Below are 20,268 nucleotides of genomic sequence, written 5' to 3' on the forward strand. Positions count from 1 at the left end.
GAGCTGGAGATCGGAAAGCCCCTTTACGGTGGGATTCAGAGCTTACGTTGGTTTTTGGTTCCATTGCTCCCCAAACCCCGTCAATGCGATTGCACCGGGTGAGATCGAGACGTCGATCCTGTCTGCCGGGACCGAACTGATCGTCGATCAGCAGATCCCCATGCACCGCTTGGGCAAGCCGGAAGAAGTCGCATCCCTGGTGCATTTCCTCTGCACCCGAGGCGCGTCGTACATCAACGGTTCGGAGATTCATGTCAACGGTGGTCAGCACGTCTGAAATAATCTGGAAATCCCGGCCGGAAACTTCCATCATTCGGGCCGGGCATCCGCCGCAGATGAGCGATCAATGAGCAACCCCTACCCTATTCAAACCCTCAATCACTCTTACCTGGGCAGTGGCATCTACGAGTTGCTGCGCGAGGCACTGATCACCGGGCGTTTCCAGCCCGATGACCGCCTGCGCATCCGCGACCTGGCCGAACAACTGGGCACCAGCGTCACACCGGTGCGCGACGCGATCCTGCAACTGGCCAAGGAACAGGCGCTGATCCTCAAGACCCCGCGTGACATCCGCGTACCCATCCTCACCGCCGCGCAATACGGCGAGATCCGCAGCATCCGCCTGGCGCTTGAAGGCCTGGCTGCGGAGACGGCCGCCGCGCTGGTGACCGACAGCGAACTCGCAGACCTGCAAGCCTGCATCGAAAACAACATCGCCGCGATCAACGCCCAGGACTTGCAAGCCGCTCTCAAGTGCAATCAGCAATTTCACTACGCGCTGACCACCATCGCGCGCATGCCGGTGCTGGCGGGTTTGCTCGATAGCCTGTGGATGCGCACCGGCCCACTGATCGCCCGTGCCTATGGCAACTTCAACGAGCGCATGGCCATCGACCATCACTGGGAAGTGCTCGACGCACTCAAGCGCCGCGATGGCGCGGCGGCACGGGCGGCCATCTGCCGTGACATTCTCGATGGCAACGAGAAGATGCTCGAGTACATCGAGATGGCGCAGGCGGACTGATTGGCAGTCAATTCGACTGTTGACGAAACATAGATGACCAGTTAGTTTATTAAAACTTTCTCATCACTGGATGTCTCTGTCATGGCTCGCCCGGTCAACCTCGAAGTCAGATCCCGTTTGCTGTCGATTGGCCGCCAGGTGGTTCACAACCGTGGCTTCAACGGCTGCGGCGTCCAGGACATCACCGCCGCTGCCGAGATTCCCAAGGGCTCTTTCTACAACTACTTCGCCAGCAAGGAAGACTTCGCGGCAGAGATCCTCGAGGAATACTGGACCTCGATCGAAACCCGCCACGGGCCGATCTTCTACGACGCCCGGGTCAAGCCGCTGGAGCGCATCGGCCAGTTCTTCCAGGCCCTGGTGCTCGAGCACGGCGAGCATGAATACAGCCTGGGTTGCCTGATTGGCAACCTGTCCCTGGAAATGTCCAATGGCAGCGAACAAACCCGCAAGCGTCTGGCCGATGTGCTGGCGCGCTGGGAAGGTTTGCTCGCGAGCTGCCTGCGTGAAGCGCAGCAGCGCCGCGAACTCTCTGAAACTCACGACGCCGAAGCGCTGGCCAGTGTCATCGTCGAAGGCTGGGAAGGTGCGGTCATGCGCGGCAAGGTCCTGCGCGACGGTGCACCTCTGCAGCGTTTCGTATCGATGGTCTTGCCTCGGCTATTGGAGTGAGTTTTTTTTCCTCATTAATAAGACGACTGGTCATTTATATAAAGCAACATTCACGTCTCATCCACGCAAGCACCCAAGAGGTAAATCGTCATGAGCCATCTGTACGCCGACCCCGCCGAACCCGCACTGCCTGCCACTGGTTTCAAGCTCGACCTGAGCAAAGCCGCCCTGGTGGTCATCGACCCACAGAACGACTTCCTCAGCCCTGCCGGCGCCAGTTGGGCGGTGTTCGGTGAGAGCATCGTCGAGAACAACACCGTCGAAAACCTGGAAAAACTGTTCAAGGCCTTCAAGGCTCACGACCTGCCCGTGGCCGTGTCGCCACACTATTACTACCCGCACGACCACGACTGGCATTTTGGCGGTCCGCTGGAAAAGGTCATGCACAGCATCTGCATGTTCGATCGCAAGGGACCGAACACCCTGGAAAACTTCGAAGGCTCCGGCGCCGATTTCCTCGAGATCTACAAGCCGTACATTCTCGACGGCGAGACCATCATCGCCTCGCCGCACAAGGTCTACGGCCCGGAAACCAACGACCTGGCGCTGCAATTGCGCAAGAAAGGCGTGTCGCAGATCATCCTCGCCGGCATGGCGGCCAACCTTTGCGTGGAATCACACCTGCGCGAACTGCTCGAACAGGGCTTTGAAATAGTCGTGGTACGCGACGCCACCGCCGGCCCGCGCCTGCCGGATGGCGACGGCTACCTGGCGGCCATCATCAATTACCGCTTCCTCGCCCACGGGCTGTGGACCACCGAAGAGACTATCGCGCAACTGCAACCGGCTTGATCGTGCCCGAGCGGCCGGGCATCGCGCCCCCCCGCTCTTTCTCGAGAACCCCCGATGAAAATCCCCGCCCGTTATGAGCATTTCGTTTTCGGCGTCGTTCAATCCGGCCTGACCTGCGCGGTCGCGGCCGCCATCGCCACCACACCCCATGCGCTCGACCTGGCCTTTGCCGGCCGCTGGTTGAACGCGTGGGCGCTGTCGTGGGTATCGATGTTGCCGGTGGTGGTGCTGGCGGCGCCGATGATTCGGCGCGTGGTGAGGCGGATGACGGTGGGCTGAATGACTTGGCTATGACTCACCCAACACACCGCCATCGCGAGCATGCTCGCTCCTACCGGGGGCTTCGGGGCTGCTCGCGACAGGCGCGCAAGCCCGCACCCGACGCACGAAATACTGTGCCCGTTCGCATTTTCGCAATAAACCACTTTTCATCCGCGCATTTGTAGCCGCTTCGTTCACGGACAAGCCGGTACATTAGACCTCCATGGTCCCGCAGAGCGACCGACAACAAAACCTACAGCTCGCCCAAGAAAATCTGCCAACCATTCGGAGTCTTTCCATGAGCACATTGCGCACTACAGCTTTCCAACTCGCGAGTCTGGCCCTGTTCATCGGTAGCGCCACCCAGGCCATGGCCGAGGACATCACGTTCGTATCCCAGGGCGGTGCTTATCAGGAAGCCCAGAGCAAGGCGATCCTGGAGCCTGCGGCGAAAAAGCTCGGTCTGACGCTCAAACAGGACAGCTCGCCCAAGGCCTACCCGATCATCAAGACCCAGGTCGAGAGCGGCAAGGTCACCTGGGACGTGGTGGACCTGCCCACTGGCGACTGCATCCGTGGCGAAGCCGAAGGGCTGTTCGAGAAGCTCGACCTTGCGCTGATTCCCAATGCCGCGCAAATACCCGACAGCCTCAAGGACGAATACAGCGTCGGCTACATCAGCTACTCCACGGTGCTGGCGTATCGCACGGACGCGTTCAAAGGCGCGGACGTACCCAAGACCTGGGCCGACTTCTGGGACACCAAAAAATACCCGGGCCAGCGCTCCCTACGTAACCTGCCACGTCCAACCCTGGAAATCGCGCTGCTGGCCGATGGCGTGCCGATGGACAAGCTCTATCCGCTGGACGTCGATCGCGCCTTCCGCAAGCTTGAGCAGATCAAGCCCGACATCGCCACCTGGTGGACGTCCGGCGGGCAGTCGGCGCAGCTGATCAGCGACGGCGAAGTGGACATGATCCAGGCCTGGAACGGCCGTATCACCGCCGTACAGGCCGCCGGCGCACCCGTGGCATTCGACTACAACCAGGGTGTGCTGGAAACCAACTCGTTGTGCGTCCTCAAAGGCTCGCCGCACAAGGTGGCCGCCATGAAATTCGTCAACGAGGCCATCGATGCCAAACTGCAAGCGGCGTTGCCGATGATCATCGACTACGGCCCGCTCAACCCCGAAGCCTTCAAGACCGGGGTAATCCCGGCCGAGCGCGAGGCCAAGCTGCCTTCCGCACCCGGCAACATCTCGCGCCAGGCCCTGCTCTCGGCGCAATGGTGGGCCTCCGAAGCCGGGGTCAAGGCCGAAGAACGCTGGTTGTCCTTCGTCCAGAAAAAATAGCCATCGGCCGTTGCTGCGCCGCAGGCCAGAGGCCTCGGCGCAGGACATGCCGTCTGCCCCCGCGATTTCGACATAAAGCGCTTGCGCACCGGTCAATTGCGTCCACTTCATTCGTTGGCATCCCGGTACATTAGGCCTGAGGGTCCCGCAGAGTGACCTGTGCAGACAACTCGCGCTCGCCTCAAGTACCTGCCCACCATTGGGAGTTCTTCACATGACATTACCCGAGCACCGCACCCTGCTGTCCGCCAGGACGACTGCCACCGCCAGCGCTACCCGTCAGTGCTGGATACCCTCCAGCACTGCGCAGTGACGAGAGGTCATCATGTCCAACGCCTATCTCGCCAAATCCATGCCCGACTCCAGCGACCAGCAGCACCAGCCGCCCATGACCAGCGAAGACGCCCTGGCCCGTGAAGAACGCAAGGAGCACACCTCCATGCTGTTGCTGCTCACCCCGGCGCTGGTCATGGTCGTGGTGCTGTTGATCATGCCGCTGTGCTGGCTGGCCTTTCAGTCGGTCCAGACCGAGGAAGGGTTTTCCCTGGCCAACTACATCCGGATTTTCCAGGAAAGCATTTACTGGGACACCTTCGCCCTGACCTTCAAGATCAGTTTCCTGGTGACGATCCTGTCGATCGTCATGGGCTTCCCCATTGCCTACGCCGCTTCGCGCCTGCAGGGTTTCTGGGCCAACCTGATTCTGATCTGCGTGATCCTGCCGTTCTGGACCAGCGTGCTGGTGCGGGCCTATGCCTGGCTGGTGCTCCTGCAACGCCGCGGACTGGTCAATCAGACGCTGATGGACCTTGGCATCATCGACCAACCCCTGACGCTGATGCACAACACCACTGGCACGGTAATCGGCACCCTGCACGTCATGCTGCCCTTTATGGTCCTGCCGCTGTATTCGGTGATGAAAAAAATCCCCCAGGACCTCATGCAAGCGTCCGAGAGCCTTGGCGCCAAACCCTTCTACACCTTCCGCCGGGTCTTCCTGCCGATGGCAGCGCCGGGGGTCATGGCCGGTTCCATCCTGGTGTTCGTCATCTGCCTAGGCTTCTTCATCACCCCGGAACTGCTCGGCGGTGGCCGCACGATCCTGGTGTCGATGCTGGTGCAACGCAACGTCGAGCTCTATCACGCCTGGGGCGCAGCCAGCGCAGTCGGCCTGGTGCTGCTGTTTGTGGTGTTCCTGATCTTCTGGGGCATCAATCGCTTCATCCCCATCGAACGCATCCTGGGAGCGCGCTAAATGAACCTGCTTGCCAACCTGCGTCACCTTCGCCTGTCCCACGTGCTGTTCACGGTGCTGGTCGCGGCGATCCTGCTGTACCTGATCATCCCGGTGCTGATCGTGGTACCCATGTCGTTCTCCGAGGCGCGCTTCCTGCAATTCCCTCCCAAGCAATGGTCCTTCCACTGGTACGAGGCGTTCTTCAACAGCGTGGAGTGGATGTCGGCGGCGCGGGTCAGTCTGATCACGGCATTTTTCACCATGGCCATCAGCCTGCCGATTGGTATGGCGGCCGCCTACGCCATCAACAACTCCAGCCTGAAGGTGGTGCGTACGCTGCAGATCATCCTGCTGCTGCCGATGATGGTGCCCATCATCCTGATCGCCGCCGGCGTGTTCTTCGTTTACGCCCGGGTCGGCCTGATCAGCACGCTGACCGGCCTGGTGCTGGCGCACATCATGCTCGCCTTGCCCTACGTGATCATCGCGCTGCTGGCCGGTCTGCGTAACTTCGACATGTCCCAGGAAATGGTGGCGCGCAGCCTGGGCATGAACCGCTTTCGCGCCTTCATGGCCGTGACCCTGCCGCAGATCAAGCCCAGTGTGGTCTCGGCGACACTGTTCGCCTTCATCACCTCGCTGGATGAAACTGTGGTGGCGCTGTTCATCTCCGGCGGCGACAACCAGACTCTGACCAAGCGCATGTTCACGGCGCTGCGCGACGAGATCGATCCGACCATTGCCGCTATCAGTTCGATCCTGATCCTGGCGTCGCTGATCCTGGTGGTGATTGCCGGTCGCAACAAACAATAACCAACAACGCACTCCCCCTCTGCAAACACACTTGCCCGCCATTGCGGGCAAGTGTGTTTTTGCGTCCTGACCACGCACGCCCATGCCGACGTGCAGCCCAGCACAGCCTGCCGTCACACGGCTTAATTCAGCATCTATCACCCGTGTCCAGGCCCATCTCGGGGGAACCGCAGAATTCGGAAAAAATCGTACGCTAAGCTAACGGTGTTCTCGTGACAGCTCTTTGACTAGGCTTTCTAAGGCCATTCTGATAGCCCTGACTTCCTGAAAAGCCATGGCTAAAATTTGTGCGGCTAAAAGGGATAACCGATGGTAAAGTAAGTTATCCCTGTCGAGATACTGAAAAGCGTTATCCTCGTTTTTCCCAAAACTGTTTTGCCAGTTCGCTCAGAGCGCTAGTTAACTGAGCGACAGATTTCGCACTTTGCAAATTATTCTGCCCGGTCTGTACATTGGTATCAGCAGCATCGCGTATATTGATAATACTGCGGTTTATGTCTTCACTTACTGCTCCCTGCTGCTCGACCGCAGTCGCTATTTGCGCGTTCATGTCGGTAATTTCGTTAACGCGTTGGCCAATTCCATCAAGAGCTGTAGCTGCTTCCTCTGCGTGAGCTACACTCGTGTGCGCTTGCCGACTACTTTGCTCCATGACTGTAACAGCGGATTGCGCTCGCTCTTGTAGAGCGCTGATCATGCTTTGAATATCCGTTGTCGATTGCTGTGTGCGAGCAGCAAGACTGCGAACCTCATCGGCGACAACAGCAAAACCACGCCCCTGCTCACCAGCACGCGCGGCCTCAATTGCTGCGTTGAGTGCCAACAAATTCGTTTGCTCGGCGATTCCTCGTATAACGTCAAGAACTTTTGATATCTCGTTACTTTGACCTTCAAGCTCATGAATAACCTGAGCGGCTTGCCTAATTTCACCTTCAAGGGCAGTGATTGACTGGCTTGTGTGGGCTACCAGACGCTGGCCAGATGCCGTCTCAGTGTCTGCTCTTCCGGCCGCATCTGCAGCATGCTGTGCATTGCTCGCAACCTCTTGAATGCTTGCCGCCATTTGGTTTACTGCCGTTGCTATTTGATCTGTCTCTGCCTGCTGCTCAACTGTAAGTACATTGCTTGACTCAATATCCTTTAGTAGGCCTCGGGTGTGTTCGCTAAGCCGATTTGATGCATCACCTATGCGACCTACTATGGCGCCTGTTTCAGCTTGCATCATTCGTAAAGCAAACTCTATTTGGCCAAACTCATCGGTGCGCCCAGTGTAGAGGGATTGACTTAATGGGTTATTGGAAATATTCCTGGCTCTTTCAACCAGTCTTCCAAGAGGAGAGAGAATAGCCAAAACACTAACAGAGCTTAAGCTTCCTGACATTAAAGTGGGCGGTTACAGGAGCTGAGTGCAACACGGTTATTGAATTGAAGCTGGAGCATCATGCCGCATAGCCATAGCTTCCTGCATCACCTCGTCCATAACCTCGATCGGACACTTGAAGTCGAAGCGCTTACGGGGGCGCATGTTCAGTTGCAGTGCGATGGCATCCAGTTCCTCCTGGCTATGCACCGACAAGTCCGTGCCTTTGGGCAGGTACTGGCGGATCAGGCCATTGATGTTTTCGTTACTGCCGCGCTGCCAAGGGCTGTGCGGGTCGCAGAAGTAAATCGCCACCCCGGTCTGCTGGGTGATTTCAGCATGCCGCGCCATTTCTCGGCCCTGGTCGTAGGTCATGCTCTTGCGCATCGCCAGCGGCATGCCATTGAGCGCTGCACTGAAGCCTTCCATCGCCGAGGTCGCCGTCGCGTCGTTCATCTTCACCAGCATCAGGTAGCCACTGGTGCGCTCCACCAGCGTACCTACAGACGAGGCGTTGGCCTTGCCCTTGATCAGGTCGCCTTCCCAATGCCCTGGCATCAGTCGGTCTTCGATCTCCGGCGGACGTACATGAATACTGACCCTCTCAGGGATCTGACCGCGCCGATCCACGCCGCCAGAGCGCGGCCTGCGCATCGTCTTGCTTTGGCGCAGGCAGATGATCAGCTCTTTACGCAGCTCGCCGACTGGCAAGGCATAGATCGCGTTATAGATCGTCTCGCGACAGACGTAGGCATCTCTGAGGCTGGGAATATTCATGCTGCGCAGCTTGCCGGCAATCTGCTCGGGAGACAAACGCTCACGCAGCATATGCGCCACCAATTCGAAGCGCTCGCTACCCGGCAACAGCTTTTGCTTCGGTCGACACACCTGACGGCGGGCCTGCATCTGCTGCTGGGCCACGCGGGCCGAGTAGCCGCCACAGGCATCTCGATTGCGGCGCAGCTCCCGGCTGATGGTCGAAGGGGATCGGTTGATCAAGCAGGCAATCCCGCGCAGGCTGAAACCTTGGGCATGACCGATTTGAATGGTGGCGCGCTCTTCAACGCTGAGTTCGGAATAAGACATAGGGACAGCACCGTACCGGAAAGGTCAGGTGTTGCACTCAGTTTTCGCCGCCGCCCCCTTATTATCACTGCGAGGTGAATAGCTTTTCTGCCAATTGATTATGCCAATGCGATTCTCTTCGCCGAAGATTTCGTCCATGAGCATGCCAAGTCTAAATAGTTCCCTATGATCAATACAGATAGCCATAACCCCGCCTGGGGTTAGCATCTCACGCATCATCCAGATTCTGGGTGTCATGAAGCGCAACCATTTGCTGTGCTTGGACCCATCATCTTTAGGAACTACATCGCCGAGATCTGGATCGTTTGGATCCTTGTCCCACTTGTCGTTATAGCGGAAGTCCTCGCCGGTGTTGTACGGCGGGTCTGTTACTACAAGATCAACTTGACCACGATATTTATAGAGCGTGACCATCGCAGAAAGGTTTTCACCGTCCCAGATCTCATTCTCTGACTGGGCGGTTTCCTCTCCAAAGGATACTTTCTTGATAATACGATGCAGCTTCGGCTTGACCTGGCGGATGATCTGCCAGGGAGCAGCCCGCCCGGTGTAACTCATAACGATGCCATTCTTGCCAGCATCGGCAAGCGCCGCATCATGCTCCTGCAGCATACGGACCAAGGCGGCCCTCGGCAGTTGTTCGTAATCCATGCTTGCCCCTTGAATTCGTGCGGCGGCACCGAAAAGCTGAAAATTCTAGTACCGCTCGTGGATGCTTCACCATCCCTAGGGTGGCGAGTGTACTTGTGAACGTATTGATTTGGCTGTTAAACCGTTGAAAAAGACGGATCAACTGAGTTCCAAACGGGCTGCGTACTGGCTGGCAGATGCGAATCCGGCGCACGCCGCTCCCTTCTGGGCTCAAGCCCGCGAAGCGGGCATAAAGAACCCGGCCGAGGCCGGGATCCTTATGGGCTTATGGGCCGGCGTATTGGTCTGCCCAGTCCAAAGCCGGTGCCACGGGAGCTTGCACCTCCTGAGGCCAGGTTTTGGAGCCCACTGCAAATCGCCCGTAACCCATTAAAAGATAGCTGGGCATCCGACGAAAAGAGCACCAAGGCACCATTACCCTTGAGCTACAGCGCCGCTACGGGGCACCAGTTTGATTTCAACGCGGCGATTTTGGGCGCGACCCTCGGCGGTGTCGTTGGGGGCAATGGGCGAGCTGGAGCCTGCACCAAAGGTTTGCAGGCGCGAAGGATCGACGCCATTGCTGCGCAAAGAGAAAAAGGGGACTGATTTATGTGCGCCAGGCAAAGCTTGGTCGCCTGGGAATGACGGCGCAAGCCGTCACGAAATGGCGTAAGAAACCCAGCGGGTATGACCCCCGCCCGGTAAAGGTTAGCCACCGACCGGAAGCGAGTCTTGCGTGGTGACCGGGTAACCGGCGCTGCGAAGCGTAGACAGCAGAAAAGGGGATTTATTTTCCCTACTCTAAAACGGCCGCTGTTGGCCGATTGCTGCCTGTCGTGGACGACCGTTTAACTTCAAAGCCTGACTGGATTGCAAACTGCTGACACGCGTAGATTCTGTTTTCGACTCGTTTAATGCCGTCGATGCCAGGCCATAAACAGAGAGGAAACAACCGCTCGAAAATTCGAGCCATAGACTCTAGAGCCAGTGGGTAGTCGGAGTCATGTTCCTGCAACCATCAAATCCAGATTCTGCACCGCCGCTCCAGCGGCTCCCTTCCCAAGATTGTCAAACACCGCAGCCAACAAAACCTGCCCCGTCTCATCATTTTCACACACCACCAATCGCAAACTATCAGTCCCGTTAAGCGCCTGAGGATCAAGGCACGTCAACCCTTTGGCCTCCTGCATCGACATCACCTGTACATGGTCCGCATCGACGTAGTGCTGCATAAGACACGCATGCAACCGCACCGCATCCACGCCCGGCGCCAACAAGCGAAGTTGCAACGGTATGGTCAGCACGATCCCCTGCCGAAAAGCCCCATAAGCCGGCACAAACATCGGCCGCTCCATCAGACCGCTTTGCTGCTGAATCTCCGGAATATGTTTGTGTGCCAGCCCCAGACCATAAACCTGAAACGCGGGCGCCTGTGATGCGCCCTCTCCCTCATGCTCTTGCACGCCAACGCGCCCTTTTCCGGAATAGCCCGACACAGCATGAATGTTCGTCGGATAGTCCCTGGGCAGCAACCCGGCCTCCAGCAATGGGCGCAGCAGCCCTATCGCCCCCGTGGGATAGCAACCGGGATTGCTGACCCGCCGTGCCGTGGCGATGCGTTGGGCCTGCTGCGAGTTCATCTCCGCGAAACCATAGGTCCAGTCTGGATGGGTGCGGTGCGCCGAACTCGCATCGATCACCCGAACGGCGGGGTTTTCGATGCTCGCTACAGCGTCGCGTGCGGCTTGGTCGGGCAAGCAGAGAATCGCGATGTCGCAGGCGTTGATGATTTCGGCGCGACGTTGCGGATCCTTGCGATGTTCGGGGCTGAGCGTGATAAGCCGCAGATCGGTCCGGTCGCGTAGACGTTGATGGATTTGCAACCCGGTGGTGCCTTGGTCGCCGTCGATGAATATAAGAGGACTTGCCATGGAATGCTCTCGGACATAGGAAATCAGGAGTTCCAATCTTCAGTGAGGGGCTAAGATAGGAAAAGTTGAATTTCTAAACGATGAAATTCAGCTTTTCTGAACAAGGAGTGACTCATGCGCGAAATCAGCCTGGACCGTCTGCGCACGTTGGTGGCCATTGCCGACCTGGGTTCGTTTGCCGAGGCGGCCCGTGTGCTGCACCTCGCGCCACCCACGGTCAGTTTGCATATTGCCGACCTGGAGTCGCGGGTTGGCGGAAAGCTGTTGTCGCGCACACGTGGGCGCATTCAGCCTTCGGCGATTGGAGAAACGCTGGTGGAGCGCGCGCGGCGCCTGTTGGCGGATGCGGAGCAGGCGCTTGAGGACGTGGAGCGTCAGGTGCAGGGCTTGGCCGGGCGTGTGCGGCTGGGTGCCTCCACAGGGGCCATCGCACAGTTGATGCCGCAAGCTTTGGAGACGTTGGGCCAACGCCATCCCGCTATCGATGTGCAGGTCGCGGTGCTCACGTCGCAGGAAACTTTGAAGAAGCTTGCCGAGGGCTCTTTGGAGATCGGTCTGGTCGCGCTGCCACAGACCCCGGTGAAGGAATTGCGGATCGAGCCATGGCGGCGGGACCCGGTCATGGCCTTCTTGCCGGCTCGCTGGGAATGCCCGGATGTTGTGACCCCCGGTTGGCTGGCCGCCCAGCCATTAATTCTGAATGACAAAACTACTCGGCTTTCGCGCTTGACCTCGGAGTGGTTCGCCAGTGATGGACGGCAGCCCACGCCGCGTATTCAACTGAACTACAACGATGCGATCAAAAGCCTAGTGGCGGCCGGTTATGGTGCGACGTTGTTGCCGCATGAAGCCTCCACGCCATTGCCCGATACCAGGATCGTCATGCGGCCATTACAGCCCTTATTGTGGCGTCAACTTGGTATTGCCCACCGTGGTGGGGACGTCGAGCGGCCTACGCAACATGTGCTGGATGTGTTGTGGGGGTTGAGTGCGGGCTAGGGCGATGTTGTCAGAGAAAGGACCGCTTTCGACCCGGTCATACGGTGATTGAGGTCCCAGGCGTCAGCTACCGCACCTGAAGCCGTCGTTCATCGCTCCAAAGCCGGTGCCTGTCTCCGTTCGCCCAGGCCAGGGTGTCGTAGTACTTGTGCAGCAGCTCGGTAATGGCGGCGGTGTCGTCGGTCATGGGGTTTCCTTGGGGTTGGCGGTGAGGACTGCCTGGACGCGTGCTTGCAGCGCGGGCAGCACGTCTTGTTGGAACCAGGGGTTGCGCACCAGCCAGCGATTGTTGCGCGGGCTAGGGTGAGGCAGGGGGAACGCTTGCGGCCAGTGCTCGCGCCAGGCTTCGACCACCCGGGTGAGCGGCGTCTTGCCAGTACCGAGGTGGTAGTCCATGGCGTAGCTGCCCAGCACGATGACCAGCGACAGGCGCTCGAAACGCTGCATGAAGGCTTCGCGCCAGGCGGGGGGCGCACTCCGGGCGTAGCGGCAGGTCACCGCTTTTGCCGGTGCCCGGATAACAGAAGCCCATGGGCAGAATGGCGATGCGGGTAGGGTCGTAGAAGGTGTCGCGGTCCACGCCCAGCCAGGCGCGCAGACGCGCGCCGCTGGCGTCGTCGAAGGGCACGCCTGAGGCATGGACCCGGGCCCCCGGTGCTTGGCCGGCGATGAGGATGGGCGCACTCGGGTGAAACTGGAAGACCGGCTGCACGCCGTGTGGCAGATGCGGTGCGCAGCGCGTGCAGGCGCGGACGTCGGTCAGAAAGGCGTCGAGTGTCGGCATGGCGCGCTTCCGGAAAGGGTGGCTCGCGCAGGACGGAGGTGCCATCCTGCGCGAAGCGTAACCCGGCAGCAAGTCAGTGCTGGGTCAGTGTCGGATAGCCCTGGATGAATACGCGGTCGGTCTTGGCCGCCGGCACATGGCAGCCCATGCAGTCGGCTTCGTAGCTGACGGCGACATTCTTGGCGGGGGCGTCGGCCTTGAACAGCGCCCAGCCCCAGCCGTCGCCCCACAAGGGGTTGCTGGCGAAACGGCCTTTGGCGTCCTTGACCATCACGAACCACACGGCCGCATCGGAACCCCAGACCACAGGGTTGCCAGTGGTCATGGCGCTGGTTTCGAGCTTGCGGATCTCTTTCACCAGCGTGGCGCCGTCCAAGAACTTGCCGGTCTTGCGGTAGTGCTCGGCCGAGGCCTTTTCGGTGTACACATCGTGCAAGCCGCGAGAGGCGGATTTTTCGTCCAACACCGCATATGAGCCCAGGTGGACGAAGTTTGTGCGGAAGTCTGTGGGGCGGCTGATGCCGCCCTGGCTGTCCACATAGGGCGAAAAGTCGCCGGCCGTGACGGCCAGTGGCAGGACGAGGGCGCTGGCGAGCAGAGCGCCGGTGAGTGCGATTTTCATCGTGTTCTCCTTATATGCCTATGGAGATCAGACGGCGACCACGGGGAAATCCACCGTGGTGTCGGCGATGTGGTTGGTGTAGTTGGTGAGCGTGTTCAGCGCGACGTTGGCGATCACTTCCAGTATCAGGCCGTCGTCGAGCCCCGCGCGGCGGTAGTTGGCCATGGCGTCGGCCGACACCACGCCGCGTTGCTCGACCAGCGCGCGGGCAAAGCCGGCGATTGCATCGTCAAGTGCGTTGGCCGCCTGGCCGGTGCGGGCCGCGGCGATGGCCTCTGCCGACAGTCCGGCACCTTTGCCGATCAGGGTGTGTGCGCTCAGGCAATACTGGCAGCGATTGGCTTGACCGGCAGCGAGCGCAACGATCTCGCGCTGGGAGGCATTCAGGCGGCCGGTGCCCAGCGTTTCGGACAAGCCGAGGTAGCCATTGAGCGCCGCCGGCGCGTGGGCCAGCGTGGCGAACAGGTTCGGCACCATGCCAAGCTTGGCTTTGACGGCCTTGAGTGTGGCAGCGGTAGCGGCGTCAGCGGTGTCGATGGTCAGGGGGGCGATTTGGGTCATGTCTATCTCCGTAGTGGGTGAGGTGCAAGAGCACGTGGGCATGATCGCCCTTTGTTTGGTACGATATGGCACGTAAAGTATCAAATACGTAACCTATCGTCTTATATGGAGAGTGGAATGGCGGATCGACTGGCCGGCTTGCTCCGGCACTACTCGCTTTCGGCGCGCGTTTTTCACAGCGGCGCCTTCTGTGGGCAGCATCATTACGCGGCGCCGCATGGCTATATCCATCTGGTGCGGCGCGGCCCGATTACGGCGCGTTCGCCCGTGCATGAAGATCTGCTGGTTACCGAGCCGAGCCTGCTGTTTTATCCGCGCGTGGCGTCGCATCGTTTTGTCGCCGCCCCCGGCGATACCGCTGAGCGGTTGTGTGCGGAGGTCGACCTGGGCGCTTCGACGGGCAATCCGTTGGCCATGGCCTTGCCGTCGATGCTGCTGATTCCGTTGGCGGACTTGCCCGGCCTCGGGCCGACGCTAGAGTTGCTGTTTGCCGAAGCCGAGCGCGACCAGTGCGGTCGGCAGGCCGCCATCGACCGCTTGTGCGAGTTGCTACTGATCCAGTTGCTGCGTTATCTGATGGATGGGCGGCTTGGCGCCACCGGACTGCTGGCGGGCCTGGCCGACCCGAAACTCGCGCGCGCCATAACCGCCATGCACGATGCGCCGCAGACCGCGTGGTCGCTCGAGGCGCTGGCGGCGAAGGCGGGCATGTCACGCGCGCGCTTCGCCGCCGCGTTCAAGGACGCGGTGGGCGTCACGCCGGGCGACTATCTGGCCGACTGGCGGATGAACGTCAGTTGCACCCTGCTCAAGCAGGGGCGGCCGGTGGCGGTGGTGGCCGACCGCGTCGGCTACGGCAGCCCGAACGCTCTGGCGCGCGCCTTCCGCGTGCGCATGGGCTGCGCCCCGCGCGACTGGCTGGCGCAGCAGCGCGGTGACGCGGCGCTCAGCGGTTCGTGAGTTTGAGTTCGATTCGCCGGTTCTTGGCGTAGGCGGCGCCGGTGTTGCGCTCGTCGAGCGGGTGAAATTCGCATCACGCCGGAACAACTGGCGGAACTCCAGGTGGCGATCCGTCAACGGCTGGTCAGTCTGTTCGTGCGGCGCGGCCGGCTGGACAAGGCTGAGTCAGTGGCGCAGGTAGCTGGATGACGCTGTCCCGCCCTGAGCCGACGCTCACAGGCGGGGATTTCCAGTGTCGTCATTGTCGGCTATTGGCCGGCAGCAGCCCGTCGTTGCCTGATGGATCCAACCCCTCCGCTGCTATAGTGCAGTCGGCTTCTGACGTTCAGTGCAGCCGTCTTCTGAAAACGACAGGTTGAACGCCAAAGAGGGGGCGGGAGCGCTGCAACCGGAGCAGCGTCAGAGCCTCCAGAATCGCCCACACAACGCGGAAGCTGTCAGTCAGGGGGCAAGCCTACCTTGGCACCAGAAACGCGCCCAGGAGGCCGCAGGGGGCGATTTTGGCCGCTGCAACTGTCCAACCTTGGCCGGGCCTCGCCGGGCCGAGTGGGGCGGCCTTCGACCAGGGCGGGCCGGCGACCGTCCGTCGGGCATGGAGGGGACGATAGAGAAAACGGACAAAATCGTACGCTAAGCGTGCGGCCTGTCAGGTTGAGGCCCTAGAGGTTGCAGGCGAGTCGTCAGAAAATGCTGGAATCGGCCCTATTCTGACACTGCCCAAGGTTCCGGCCTGACGCCCAGTTAGGGCATGCCTCAATCTGACGGCGGCGAACCGCAAGCGTTCAGTTCGGCGCTCGTTTCGGTCGCGTTGCTTGCCCGCGCCTGGAAGCGTTGATAACACTCCAGCCCGCAGAAGCGCTCGACGTACTCCGCACCTTCCGGTGTGAAGGCGGCGTCGAGCGGGATTTCCTTGCAGCACACGCAGCAACTGGTGGCAGTCGGATCATTTGCATTCATGGTGGCACCCCTCCATTGACTGACAAAGGCGGCGAATGCCGCCGCCGGCACTGGCTTGGCGAACAGGAAGCCTTGCCCCGTATCGCACTCCGCTTGCCGCAACAGCGCGAGACTGGTCGGCGTTTCCACGCCCTCGGCCACCACGTCCATTCCCAGCCCGTGCGCAAGCTGAATCACGGTGTGCACGATGGTCCGGTCGCGGTGGTCGTCGGCGAGTCCGGCGACGAAGGACTGGTCGATCTTGAGCTTAGTAATCGGGCAGCACTTCAGGTGTTGCAGACAGGAATACCCCGTCCCGAAGTCATCGGCAGCGAAGCGCACACCGATCTGTCGCAAGGCTTCCAGGGCTGGGAAGATCGCCGGATTGCCGAACGCGACCGATTCGGTCAGCTCAATTTCCAGATACTCGGCAGGCAACTCGGCGTCAGCCAGCACGCCCTTTACCCACCCGTCGAAATCCGGTCCTACCTGGCTCGCCGAAACATTGACGGCGAGCCGGAACGGTTGCCATGCCAGCATCCGCCATTCGCGCATCTGGCGGCAGGCGGTGCCCAGCACCCAAGCGCCGATTTCAGGCATCAAGCCGGACGATTCGACCACGGGCAGGAACTGGCCCGGCGGCAAAAGTCCGAGCTGCGGATGACGCCAGCGCAACAGGGCTTCCGCACCGACAATCTGGTCACTGCGCAAATCGACAATCGGCTGGTAGTGCAGCTCAAACTGCCCGCGCACAACCGCCTGCGCCAATTCGGTCGCCGTCCATCTGGCGGGCAGTGATGTGCTCACGATCTTTCCTTGAAGACCCGCAACAGCCGCGTCACGGACAGGACAAACAAGCCGGTCAGCGTGATGGCTGCAATACCCCAATGCTCCCCGATGAACGCGCCGGCCGTCGTCCCCGCGAGCACCACAGCGAGAATCGGCAAATGGCAGGGACAGGTGAGCACGGCCAACGCGCCCCACAGGTAGCCGGTGAACGGCTTGTGTGTCTCGGTCGGCAAGCGCTCGGGGCTGTTCATGGCAGACTCTCCGCATGCTGTACCAGCTCGGTCGGCATGGTGGCCAACTGCACCTCCAGATCGGCCAATGCTTCGCGCCGACGTTCGACGAACTGGCGCAGCACGGCAAGCTGCGCGGCCGCTTCGTCGCCGTCCGCGGTATCCAACGCCCGGCACAGCCGCGCCAGCGCGTCGAGACCGATACCCGCTTCGAAAGCAGCCCGCACGAAGCACAGCCGTTGCAAGGCCGCATCGTCGAACAGGCCGTAGCCGCCAGGGGTGCACGCCACCGGCCGCAGCAGTCCGCGCAGCAGGTAGTCGCGCACGATGTGCACGCTCACCCCGGCATTAAGGGCCAGCCGGGACACCGTGTAGGCGTTCATCGAACACCTCCTTTTTCTCACCCGGCGCAGCAGGAAAGCTGCTTCACATCCTTGTTAAAGGTCTGCGCCGCGAGCTTCAGTCCCTCGACCATCGTCAGATAGGGGAACAACTGGTCGGCCAGTTCCTGCACGGTCATCCGGTTACGGATGGCGAGTACCGCCGTCTGGATCAGTTCGCCGGCTTCCGGCGCGACCGCCTGTACGCCGATGAGCCGTCCACTACCTTCCTCGATGACCAGCTTGATGAAGCCGCGTGTGTCGAAGTTGGCGAGCGCACGCGGCACGTTGTCCAAGGTCAAGGTGCGACTGTCGGTCTCGATCCCGTCGTGCTGGGCCTCTGCCTCGCTGTAGCCCACGGTGGCGACTTGCGGATCGGTGAACACCACGGCAGGCATGGCGGCAAGGTTAAGCGCCGCGTCACCGCCCGTCATGTTGATCGCCGCACGGGTGCCGGCCGCTGCCGCCACATAGACGAACTGAGGCTGGTCGGTGCAGTCGCCGGCCGCGTAGATGTCCGGCGTGCTGGTCCGCATGCCGACGTCGATGACGATAGCGCCTTGCAGGTTGAGCGCGACACCTGCCGCGTCCAGCGCCAGGCTGCGCGTGTTGGGCGAGCGACCGGTGGCGACCAGCAGTTTGTCGGCGCGCAGCTCGCCGTGCGCCGTGGTGAGCACGAATTCGCCGCCCTCGTGCGCGACCTGGCTGGCCTGGGTGTGCTCCAGCACCTCGATCCCTTCGGCGCGGAACGCCGCCGTGATTGCCTCACCGATGGCCGGGTCTTCGCGGAAGAACAGGGTGCTGCGTGCAAGAATCGTTACTTTGCTGCCCAGTCGGGCGAACGCCTGCGCCAGTTCCAGCGCTACCACCGACGAACCAATCACGGCCAGCCGCTCAGGAATGGTGTCGCTGACCAGTGCTTCGGTGGAAGTCCAGTACGGCGTGTCCTTCAGGCCGGGAATCGGCGGCACGGCCGGACTCGCGCCGGTGGCAATCAGGCAACGGTCGAACGCCAGCACACGTTCGCCACCACCGTTGAGTTGCACGGTCAGGCTGTGCGCGTCCTTGAAACGGGCTTCGCCGTGCAGCACGGAGATGGCGGGATTGTCATCCAGGATGCCTTCGTATTTGGCGTGGCGCAGTTCGTCGACGCGCGCCTGCTGCTGGGCCAGCAACCGCTCGCGCAAGATCGTCGGCGGTGTGGGCGGCATGCCGCCATCGAACGGGCTTTCTCGGCGCAAGTGGGCGATGTGCGCGGCGCGGATCATGATCTTGGACGGCACGCAGCCGACATTGACGCAGGTGCCGCCGATGGTGCCGCGCTCGATCAAGGTGACGTGCGCGCCTTGCTCGACGGCTTTCAGCGCCGCCGCCATCGCCGCGCCACCGCTGCCGATAACGGCAATATGCAATCCGCCACCGTCACCACCAGCCTTGTCGCCGCTACCTAGCCATTCGCGCATCTTTCCGAGCAAGCCACCGCCCACCGGAGGCACGGGCGCGTCGGCGAGCGTGGCCCGATAACCGAGTCCGGCCACGGCGGCAGTCAACGCGTCCGGCGATATGCCGGCCTCGACGGCGAGTTTGGCGCTGCCCTTCGTATAGGAGACATCCGCCGACTGCACGCCGGGAACTTTCTCCAGGGCTTCCTTGACGTGCGTCGCACACGAGTCACAGGTCATGCCGGTGATTTTGAGGGTGGTCATTCATCGTTCCTTTTCTGTGTTGGCCGCTGGCTCACGCAGTCAGTCGTGTTTCGCGGGGAGTTCGCAGCCATCCGGGCCGCAGCGGCGATTTACCGGCGAAACCAAGTCCCAGATCGACACGCCGATCATCAGGGCTAGGCCGGTGTATACGAGGCGTGCTGTCCACCAGTTGCCAAGCAGCCAGACGGTTCCGGCGAACACGATGGCTGGCCCGATCATGCCGAGCAGGCTGCGGTGCCATTGCCGATGACTCAGCCAGCCCAGTGCATTCGCCAGCAAAGCCACGACGGCGAACAGCGGTAACAGCGTGGAGATAAACAACCCTTCGTATTCCTGTAGAAAGCTCAGCCCGATGGCCGCGCCCAAGCTGGCGAGGGCCGGGAAGCAGGCGGCGCAGCCCATCGCTGAAACAACGCTGCCGAGCGCGCCAGCCTTGTCGGCAATGCGTGTGATCATCCCCATGATCGCCCTAGGCTCTGGTTCAGTGGCTCACTGCTTGACGCTGGAGGGATAGCCCGCGTCTCTGGTTGCCTTGGTCAGCTTCTGCACGCTGGTCTTGGCATCATCGAAGGTGACCACCGCTTCGCGTGTCTCGAAGGTCACGTCAACTTTGCTGACGCCTTCGACCTTGGAAATCGCCTTCTTGACGGTAATCGGACAGGCAGAGCAGGTCATGCCCGGTACGGACAGTGTGACGGTCTGGGTAGCGGCCCACACGGGGGCAACAACGGCGGCGAGGGCGAGGGAGGCAAACAGTTTCTTCATGGTGAACTCCGATCAGTAGAAAAATGGCATGACATAGGGAAATCCGAGCGCGACCAGAACCAGCACGGCCACGACCCAGAAAATGAGCTTGTAAGTCGCTCGCACTTGGGGAATCGCGCAGACCTCACCCGGTCTACAGGCTTGCGCAGGGCGGTAGATGCGCCGCCAGGCGAAGAACAAGGCTACCAACGCTGCGCCGATGAAAATCGGGCGATAGGGCTCCAGCACGGTCAGGTTGCCGATCCATGCCCCGCTGAATCCCAAGGCGACCAAGACCAGCGGCCCGAGGCAGCAGGTCGAGGCGAGGATGGCGGCCAGTCCGCCAGCGAAGAGCGCGCCGCGCCCGTTTTGTGGTTCAGACATGCGCTTGTCCTTT

General features: G+C 61.0%; 24 protein-coding genes and 2 pseudogenes. 10 read left to right on the forward strand and 16 right to left on the reverse strand.

Features of this window, described 5'->3' with window-relative positions:
• The 8 genes from FHL16_RS24050 to FHL16_RS24085 all read left to right on the forward strand — a co-directional run.
• A partial coding sequence (locus tag FHL16_RS24050; protein ID WP_238706189.1) for an SDR family oxidoreductase occupies positions 1–277 on the forward strand: 277 nt, incomplete at its 5' end.
• A 69-nt stretch (positions 278–346) separates the two neighbouring features.
• Positions 347–1,024, forward strand: a complete 678-nt coding sequence (locus tag FHL16_RS24055; protein ID WP_016487046.1) for a GntR family transcriptional regulator — start codon at positions 347–349, stop codon at positions 1,022–1,024.
• An 81-nt stretch (positions 1,025–1,105) separates the two neighbouring features.
• Entirely contained in the window at positions 1,106–1,696 is a 591-nt protein-coding gene (locus tag FHL16_RS24060) for a TetR/AcrR family transcriptional regulator (RefSeq protein ID WP_003465041.1), read from the forward strand.
• Between the two features lie 90 nt (positions 1,697–1,786).
• Entirely contained in the window at positions 1,787–2,488 is a 702-nt protein-coding gene (locus FHL16_RS24065; protein WP_003465039.1) for a cysteine hydrolase family protein, read from the forward strand.
• 54 nt (positions 2,489–2,542) lie between these two features.
• Entirely contained in the window at positions 2,543–2,767 is a 225-nt protein-coding gene (locus FHL16_RS24070) for a DUF2798 domain-containing protein (RefSeq protein WP_003465037.1), read from the forward strand.
• A gap of 280 nt (positions 2,768–3,047) precedes the next feature.
• The gene (locus tag FHL16_RS24075) at positions 3,048–4,100 is read left to right on the forward strand and encodes an ABC transporter substrate-binding protein (protein WP_003465034.1); all 1,053 of its coding nucleotides are present in this window, start codon (positions 3,048–3,050) and stop codon (positions 4,098–4,100) included.
• A gap of 325 nt (positions 4,101–4,425) precedes the next feature.
• Positions 4,426–5,355: an ABC transporter permease gene (locus tag FHL16_RS24080; protein WP_003465031.1), complete on the forward strand. Its 930-nt coding sequence runs from the start codon at positions 4,426–4,428 to the stop codon at positions 5,353–5,355.
• Positions 5,356–6,150 carry an ABC transporter permease gene (locus FHL16_RS24085; RefSeq protein ID WP_003465028.1) on the forward strand — a complete coding sequence of 265 codons (795 nt, stop codon included), beginning with the start codon at positions 5,356–5,358 and terminating at the stop codon, positions 6,148–6,150.
• 349 nt (positions 6,151–6,499) lie between these two features.
• Here the strand turns inward: FHL16_RS24085 and FHL16_RS24090 are convergent, their stop codons facing one another.
• The 5 genes and pseudogenes from FHL16_RS24090 to argC form a co-directional block, all read right to left on the reverse strand.
• Positions 6,500–7,531, reverse strand: a complete 1,032-nt coding sequence (locus FHL16_RS24090; RefSeq protein ID WP_073454648.1) for a methyl-accepting chemotaxis protein — start codon at positions 7,529–7,531, stop codon at positions 6,500–6,502.
• Between the two features lie 36 nt (positions 7,532–7,567).
• Positions 7,568–8,596, reverse strand: a complete 1,029-nt coding sequence (locus FHL16_RS24095) for an IS30 family transposase (protein ID WP_003465026.1) — start codon at positions 8,594–8,596, stop codon at positions 7,568–7,570.
• A gap of 24 nt (positions 8,597–8,620) precedes the next feature.
• Complete coding sequence (locus tag FHL16_RS24100; protein WP_003465024.1) at positions 8,621–9,247, reverse strand: DNA methyltransferase; 627 nt, start codon at positions 9,245–9,247, stop codon at positions 8,621–8,623.
• Positions 9,248–9,661: 414 nt separating this feature from the next.
• Positions 9,662–9,817 (reverse strand): annotated as a pseudogene (locus FHL16_RS34540) (OmpA family protein); the annotation flags it as partial.
• Positions 9,818–10,230: 413 nt separating this feature from the next.
• Entirely contained in the window at positions 10,231–11,160 is a 930-nt protein-coding gene (gene argC, locus FHL16_RS24110; RefSeq protein ID WP_003465021.1) for an N-acetyl-gamma-glutamyl-phosphate reductase, read from the reverse strand.
• A 114-nt stretch (positions 11,161–11,274) separates the two neighbouring features.
• Between argC and FHL16_RS24115 the strand changes: the two genes are divergently transcribed.
• On the forward strand, positions 11,275–12,159 hold the full coding sequence (locus tag FHL16_RS24115; protein ID WP_003465017.1) for a LysR family transcriptional regulator: 885 nt from the start codon (positions 11,275–11,277) through the stop codon (positions 12,157–12,159).
• A 183-nt stretch (positions 12,160–12,342) separates the two neighbouring features.
• Here FHL16_RS24115 and FHL16_RS34265 read toward each other — a convergent pair whose 3' ends face one another.
• The 4 genes and pseudogenes from FHL16_RS34265 to FHL16_RS24135 all read right to left on the reverse strand — a co-directional run bounded on the left by FHL16_RS34265 (position 12,343) and on the right by FHL16_RS24135 (position 14,126).
• Positions 12,343–12,606 carry a uracil-DNA glycosylase family protein gene (locus FHL16_RS34265; RefSeq protein ID WP_003830781.1) on the reverse strand — a complete coding sequence of 88 codons (264 nt, stop codon included), beginning with the start codon at positions 12,604–12,606 and terminating at the stop codon, positions 12,343–12,345.
• A gap of 61 nt (positions 12,607–12,667) precedes the next feature.
• Positions 12,668–12,988 (reverse strand): annotated as a pseudogene (locus FHL16_RS35105) (uracil-DNA glycosylase family protein); the annotation flags it as partial.
• Between the two features lie 28 nt (positions 12,989–13,016).
• Positions 13,017–13,565 carry a cytochrome P460 family protein gene (locus FHL16_RS24130; RefSeq protein ID WP_003465000.1) on the reverse strand — a complete coding sequence of 183 codons (549 nt, stop codon included), beginning with the start codon at positions 13,563–13,565 and terminating at the stop codon, positions 13,017–13,019.
• A 27-nt stretch (positions 13,566–13,592) separates the two neighbouring features.
• On the reverse strand, positions 13,593–14,126 hold the full coding sequence (locus FHL16_RS24135; RefSeq protein ID WP_020309197.1) for a carboxymuconolactone decarboxylase family protein: 534 nt from the start codon (positions 14,124–14,126) through the stop codon (positions 13,593–13,595).
• 117 nt (positions 14,127–14,243) lie between these two features.
• Between FHL16_RS24135 and FHL16_RS24140 the strand changes: the two genes are divergently transcribed.
• On the forward strand, positions 14,244–15,086 hold the full coding sequence (locus tag FHL16_RS24140) for a helix-turn-helix transcriptional regulator (protein WP_003464996.1): 843 nt from the start codon (positions 14,244–14,246) through the stop codon (positions 15,084–15,086).
• A 753-nt stretch (positions 15,087–15,839) separates the two neighbouring features.
• Here FHL16_RS24140 and FHL16_RS24145 read toward each other — a convergent pair.
• Genes FHL16_RS24145 through merT form a run of 7 tightly spaced genes read right to left on the reverse strand, consistent with a single transcriptional unit; the run spans position 15,840 to position 20,255 of the window.
• The gene (locus FHL16_RS24145) at positions 15,840–16,829 is read right to left on the reverse strand and encodes a DUF3330 domain-containing protein (protein ID WP_024552207.1); all 990 of its coding nucleotides are present in this window, start codon (positions 16,827–16,829) and stop codon (positions 15,840–15,842) included.
• Positions 16,826–17,062 (reverse strand): broad-spectrum mercury transporter MerE, encoded by a 237-nt coding sequence (merE, locus tag FHL16_RS24150; protein ID WP_021138754.1) that lies wholly within the window; start codon positions 17,060–17,062, stop codon positions 16,826–16,828. Before merE ends, FHL16_RS24145 begins: the two co-directional genes overlap by 4 nt.
• Positions 17,059–17,424, reverse strand: coding sequence for a mercury resistance co-regulator MerD (merD, locus tag FHL16_RS24155; protein WP_021138753.1), 366 nt, complete (start codon positions 17,422–17,424; stop codon positions 17,059–17,061). The genes merE and merD overlap by 4 nt, the downstream gene beginning before the upstream one ends.
• Before the next feature lie 17 nt (positions 17,425–17,441).
• On the reverse strand, positions 17,442–19,127 hold the full coding sequence (gene merA / locus FHL16_RS24160; protein ID WP_024552206.1) for a mercury(II) reductase: 1,686 nt from the start codon (positions 19,125–19,127) through the stop codon (positions 17,442–17,444).
• 39 nt (positions 19,128–19,166) lie between these two features.
• Entirely contained in the window at positions 19,167–19,589 is a 423-nt protein-coding gene (gene merC, locus FHL16_RS24165; RefSeq protein ID WP_024552205.1) for an organomercurial transporter MerC, read from the reverse strand.
• Positions 19,590–19,616: 27 nt separating this feature from the next.
• The gene (gene merP, locus FHL16_RS24170) at positions 19,617–19,892 is read right to left on the reverse strand and encodes a mercury resistance system periplasmic binding protein MerP (RefSeq protein ID WP_045735837.1); all 276 of its coding nucleotides are present in this window, start codon (positions 19,890–19,892) and stop codon (positions 19,617–19,619) included.
• Between the two features lie 12 nt (positions 19,893–19,904).
• Positions 19,905–20,255 (reverse strand): mercuric ion transporter MerT, encoded by a 351-nt coding sequence (merT, locus tag FHL16_RS24175; RefSeq protein WP_024552203.1) that lies wholly within the window; start codon positions 20,253–20,255, stop codon positions 19,905–19,907.
• Positions 20,256–20,268 lie beyond the last annotated feature (13 nt).

Source organism: Pseudomonas sp. FSL W5-0299, from assembly GCF_005930655.1.
Classification (GTDB): Bacteria; Pseudomonadota; Gammaproteobacteria; order Pseudomonadales; family Pseudomonadaceae; genus Aquipseudomonas; species Aquipseudomonas mandelii.

What these genes read in the sequence shown, in the direction of transcription:
- merP (WP_045735837.1), bottom strand. Translation starts at nt 19,892, where the DNA reads ATGAAGAAACTGTTTGCCTCCCTCGCCCTCGCCGCCGTTGTTGCCCCC.
- FHL16_RS24115 (WP_003465017.1), top strand. Translation starts at nt 11,275, where the DNA reads ATGCGCGAAATCAGCCTGGACCGTCTGCGCACGTTGGTGGCCATTGCC.
- merD (WP_021138753.1), bottom strand. Translation starts at nt 17,424, where the DNA reads ATGAACGCCTACACGGTGTCCCGGCTGGCCCTTAATGCCGGGGTGAGC.
- merA (WP_024552206.1), bottom strand. Translation starts at nt 19,127, where the DNA reads ATGACCACCCTCAAAATCACCGGCATGACCTGTGACTCGTGTGCGACG.
- FHL16_RS24060 (WP_003465041.1), top strand. Translation starts at nt 1,106, where the DNA reads ATGGCTCGCCCGGTCAACCTCGAAGTCAGATCCCGTTTGCTGTCGATT.
- merC (WP_024552205.1), bottom strand. Translation starts at nt 19,589, where the DNA reads ATGGGGATGATCACACGCATTGCCGACAAGGCTGGCGCGCTCGGCAGC.
- FHL16_RS24080 (WP_003465031.1), top strand. Translation starts at nt 4,426, where the DNA reads ATGTCCAACGCCTATCTCGCCAAATCCATGCCCGACTCCAGCGACCAG.
- FHL16_RS24065 (WP_003465039.1), top strand. Translation starts at nt 1,787, where the DNA reads ATGAGCCATCTGTACGCCGACCCCGCCGAACCCGCACTGCCTGCCACT.
- FHL16_RS24055 (WP_016487046.1), top strand. Translation starts at nt 347, where the DNA reads ATGAGCAACCCCTACCCTATTCAAACCCTCAATCACTCTTACCTGGGC.
- FHL16_RS24085 (WP_003465028.1), top strand. Translation starts at nt 5,356, where the DNA reads ATGAACCTGCTTGCCAACCTGCGTCACCTTCGCCTGTCCCACGTGCTG.
- FHL16_RS34265 (WP_003830781.1), bottom strand. Translation starts at nt 12,606, where the DNA reads ATGCAGCGTTTCGAGCGCCTGTCGCTGGTCATCGTGCTGGGCAGCTAC.
- FHL16_RS24090 (WP_073454648.1), bottom strand. Translation starts at nt 7,531, where the DNA reads ATGTCAGGAAGCTTAAGCTCTGTTAGTGTTTTGGCTATTCTCTCTCCT.
- argC (WP_003465021.1), bottom strand. Translation starts at nt 11,160, where the DNA reads ATGGCAAGTCCTCTTATATTCATCGACGGCGACCAAGGCACCACCGGG.
- FHL16_RS24070 (WP_003465037.1), top strand. Translation starts at nt 2,543, where the DNA reads ATGAAAATCCCCGCCCGTTATGAGCATTTCGTTTTCGGCGTCGTTCAA.
- FHL16_RS24095 (WP_003465026.1), bottom strand. Translation starts at nt 8,596, where the DNA reads ATGTCTTATTCCGAACTCAGCGTTGAAGAGCGCGCCACCATTCAAATC.
- FHL16_RS24100 (WP_003465024.1), bottom strand. Translation starts at nt 9,247, where the DNA reads ATGGATTACGAACAACTGCCGAGGGCCGCCTTGGTCCGTATGCTGCAG.
- FHL16_RS24140 (WP_003464996.1), top strand. Translation starts at nt 14,244, where the DNA reads ATGGCGGATCGACTGGCCGGCTTGCTCCGGCACTACTCGCTTTCGGCG.
- merT (WP_024552203.1), bottom strand. Translation starts at nt 20,255, where the DNA reads ATGTCTGAACCACAAAACGGGCGCGGCGCGCTCTTCGCTGGCGGACTG.
- merE (WP_021138754.1), bottom strand. Translation starts at nt 17,062, where the DNA reads ATGAACAGCCCCGAGCGCTTGCCGACCGAGACACACAAGCCGTTCACC.
- FHL16_RS24135 (WP_020309197.1), bottom strand. Translation starts at nt 14,126, where the DNA reads ATGACCCAAATCGCCCCCCTGACCATCGACACCGCTGACGCCGCTACC.
- FHL16_RS24075 (WP_003465034.1), top strand. Translation starts at nt 3,048, where the DNA reads ATGAGCACATTGCGCACTACAGCTTTCCAACTCGCGAGTCTGGCCCTG.
- FHL16_RS24130 (WP_003465000.1), bottom strand. Translation starts at nt 13,565, where the DNA reads ATGAAAATCGCACTCACCGGCGCTCTGCTCGCCAGCGCCCTCGTCCTG.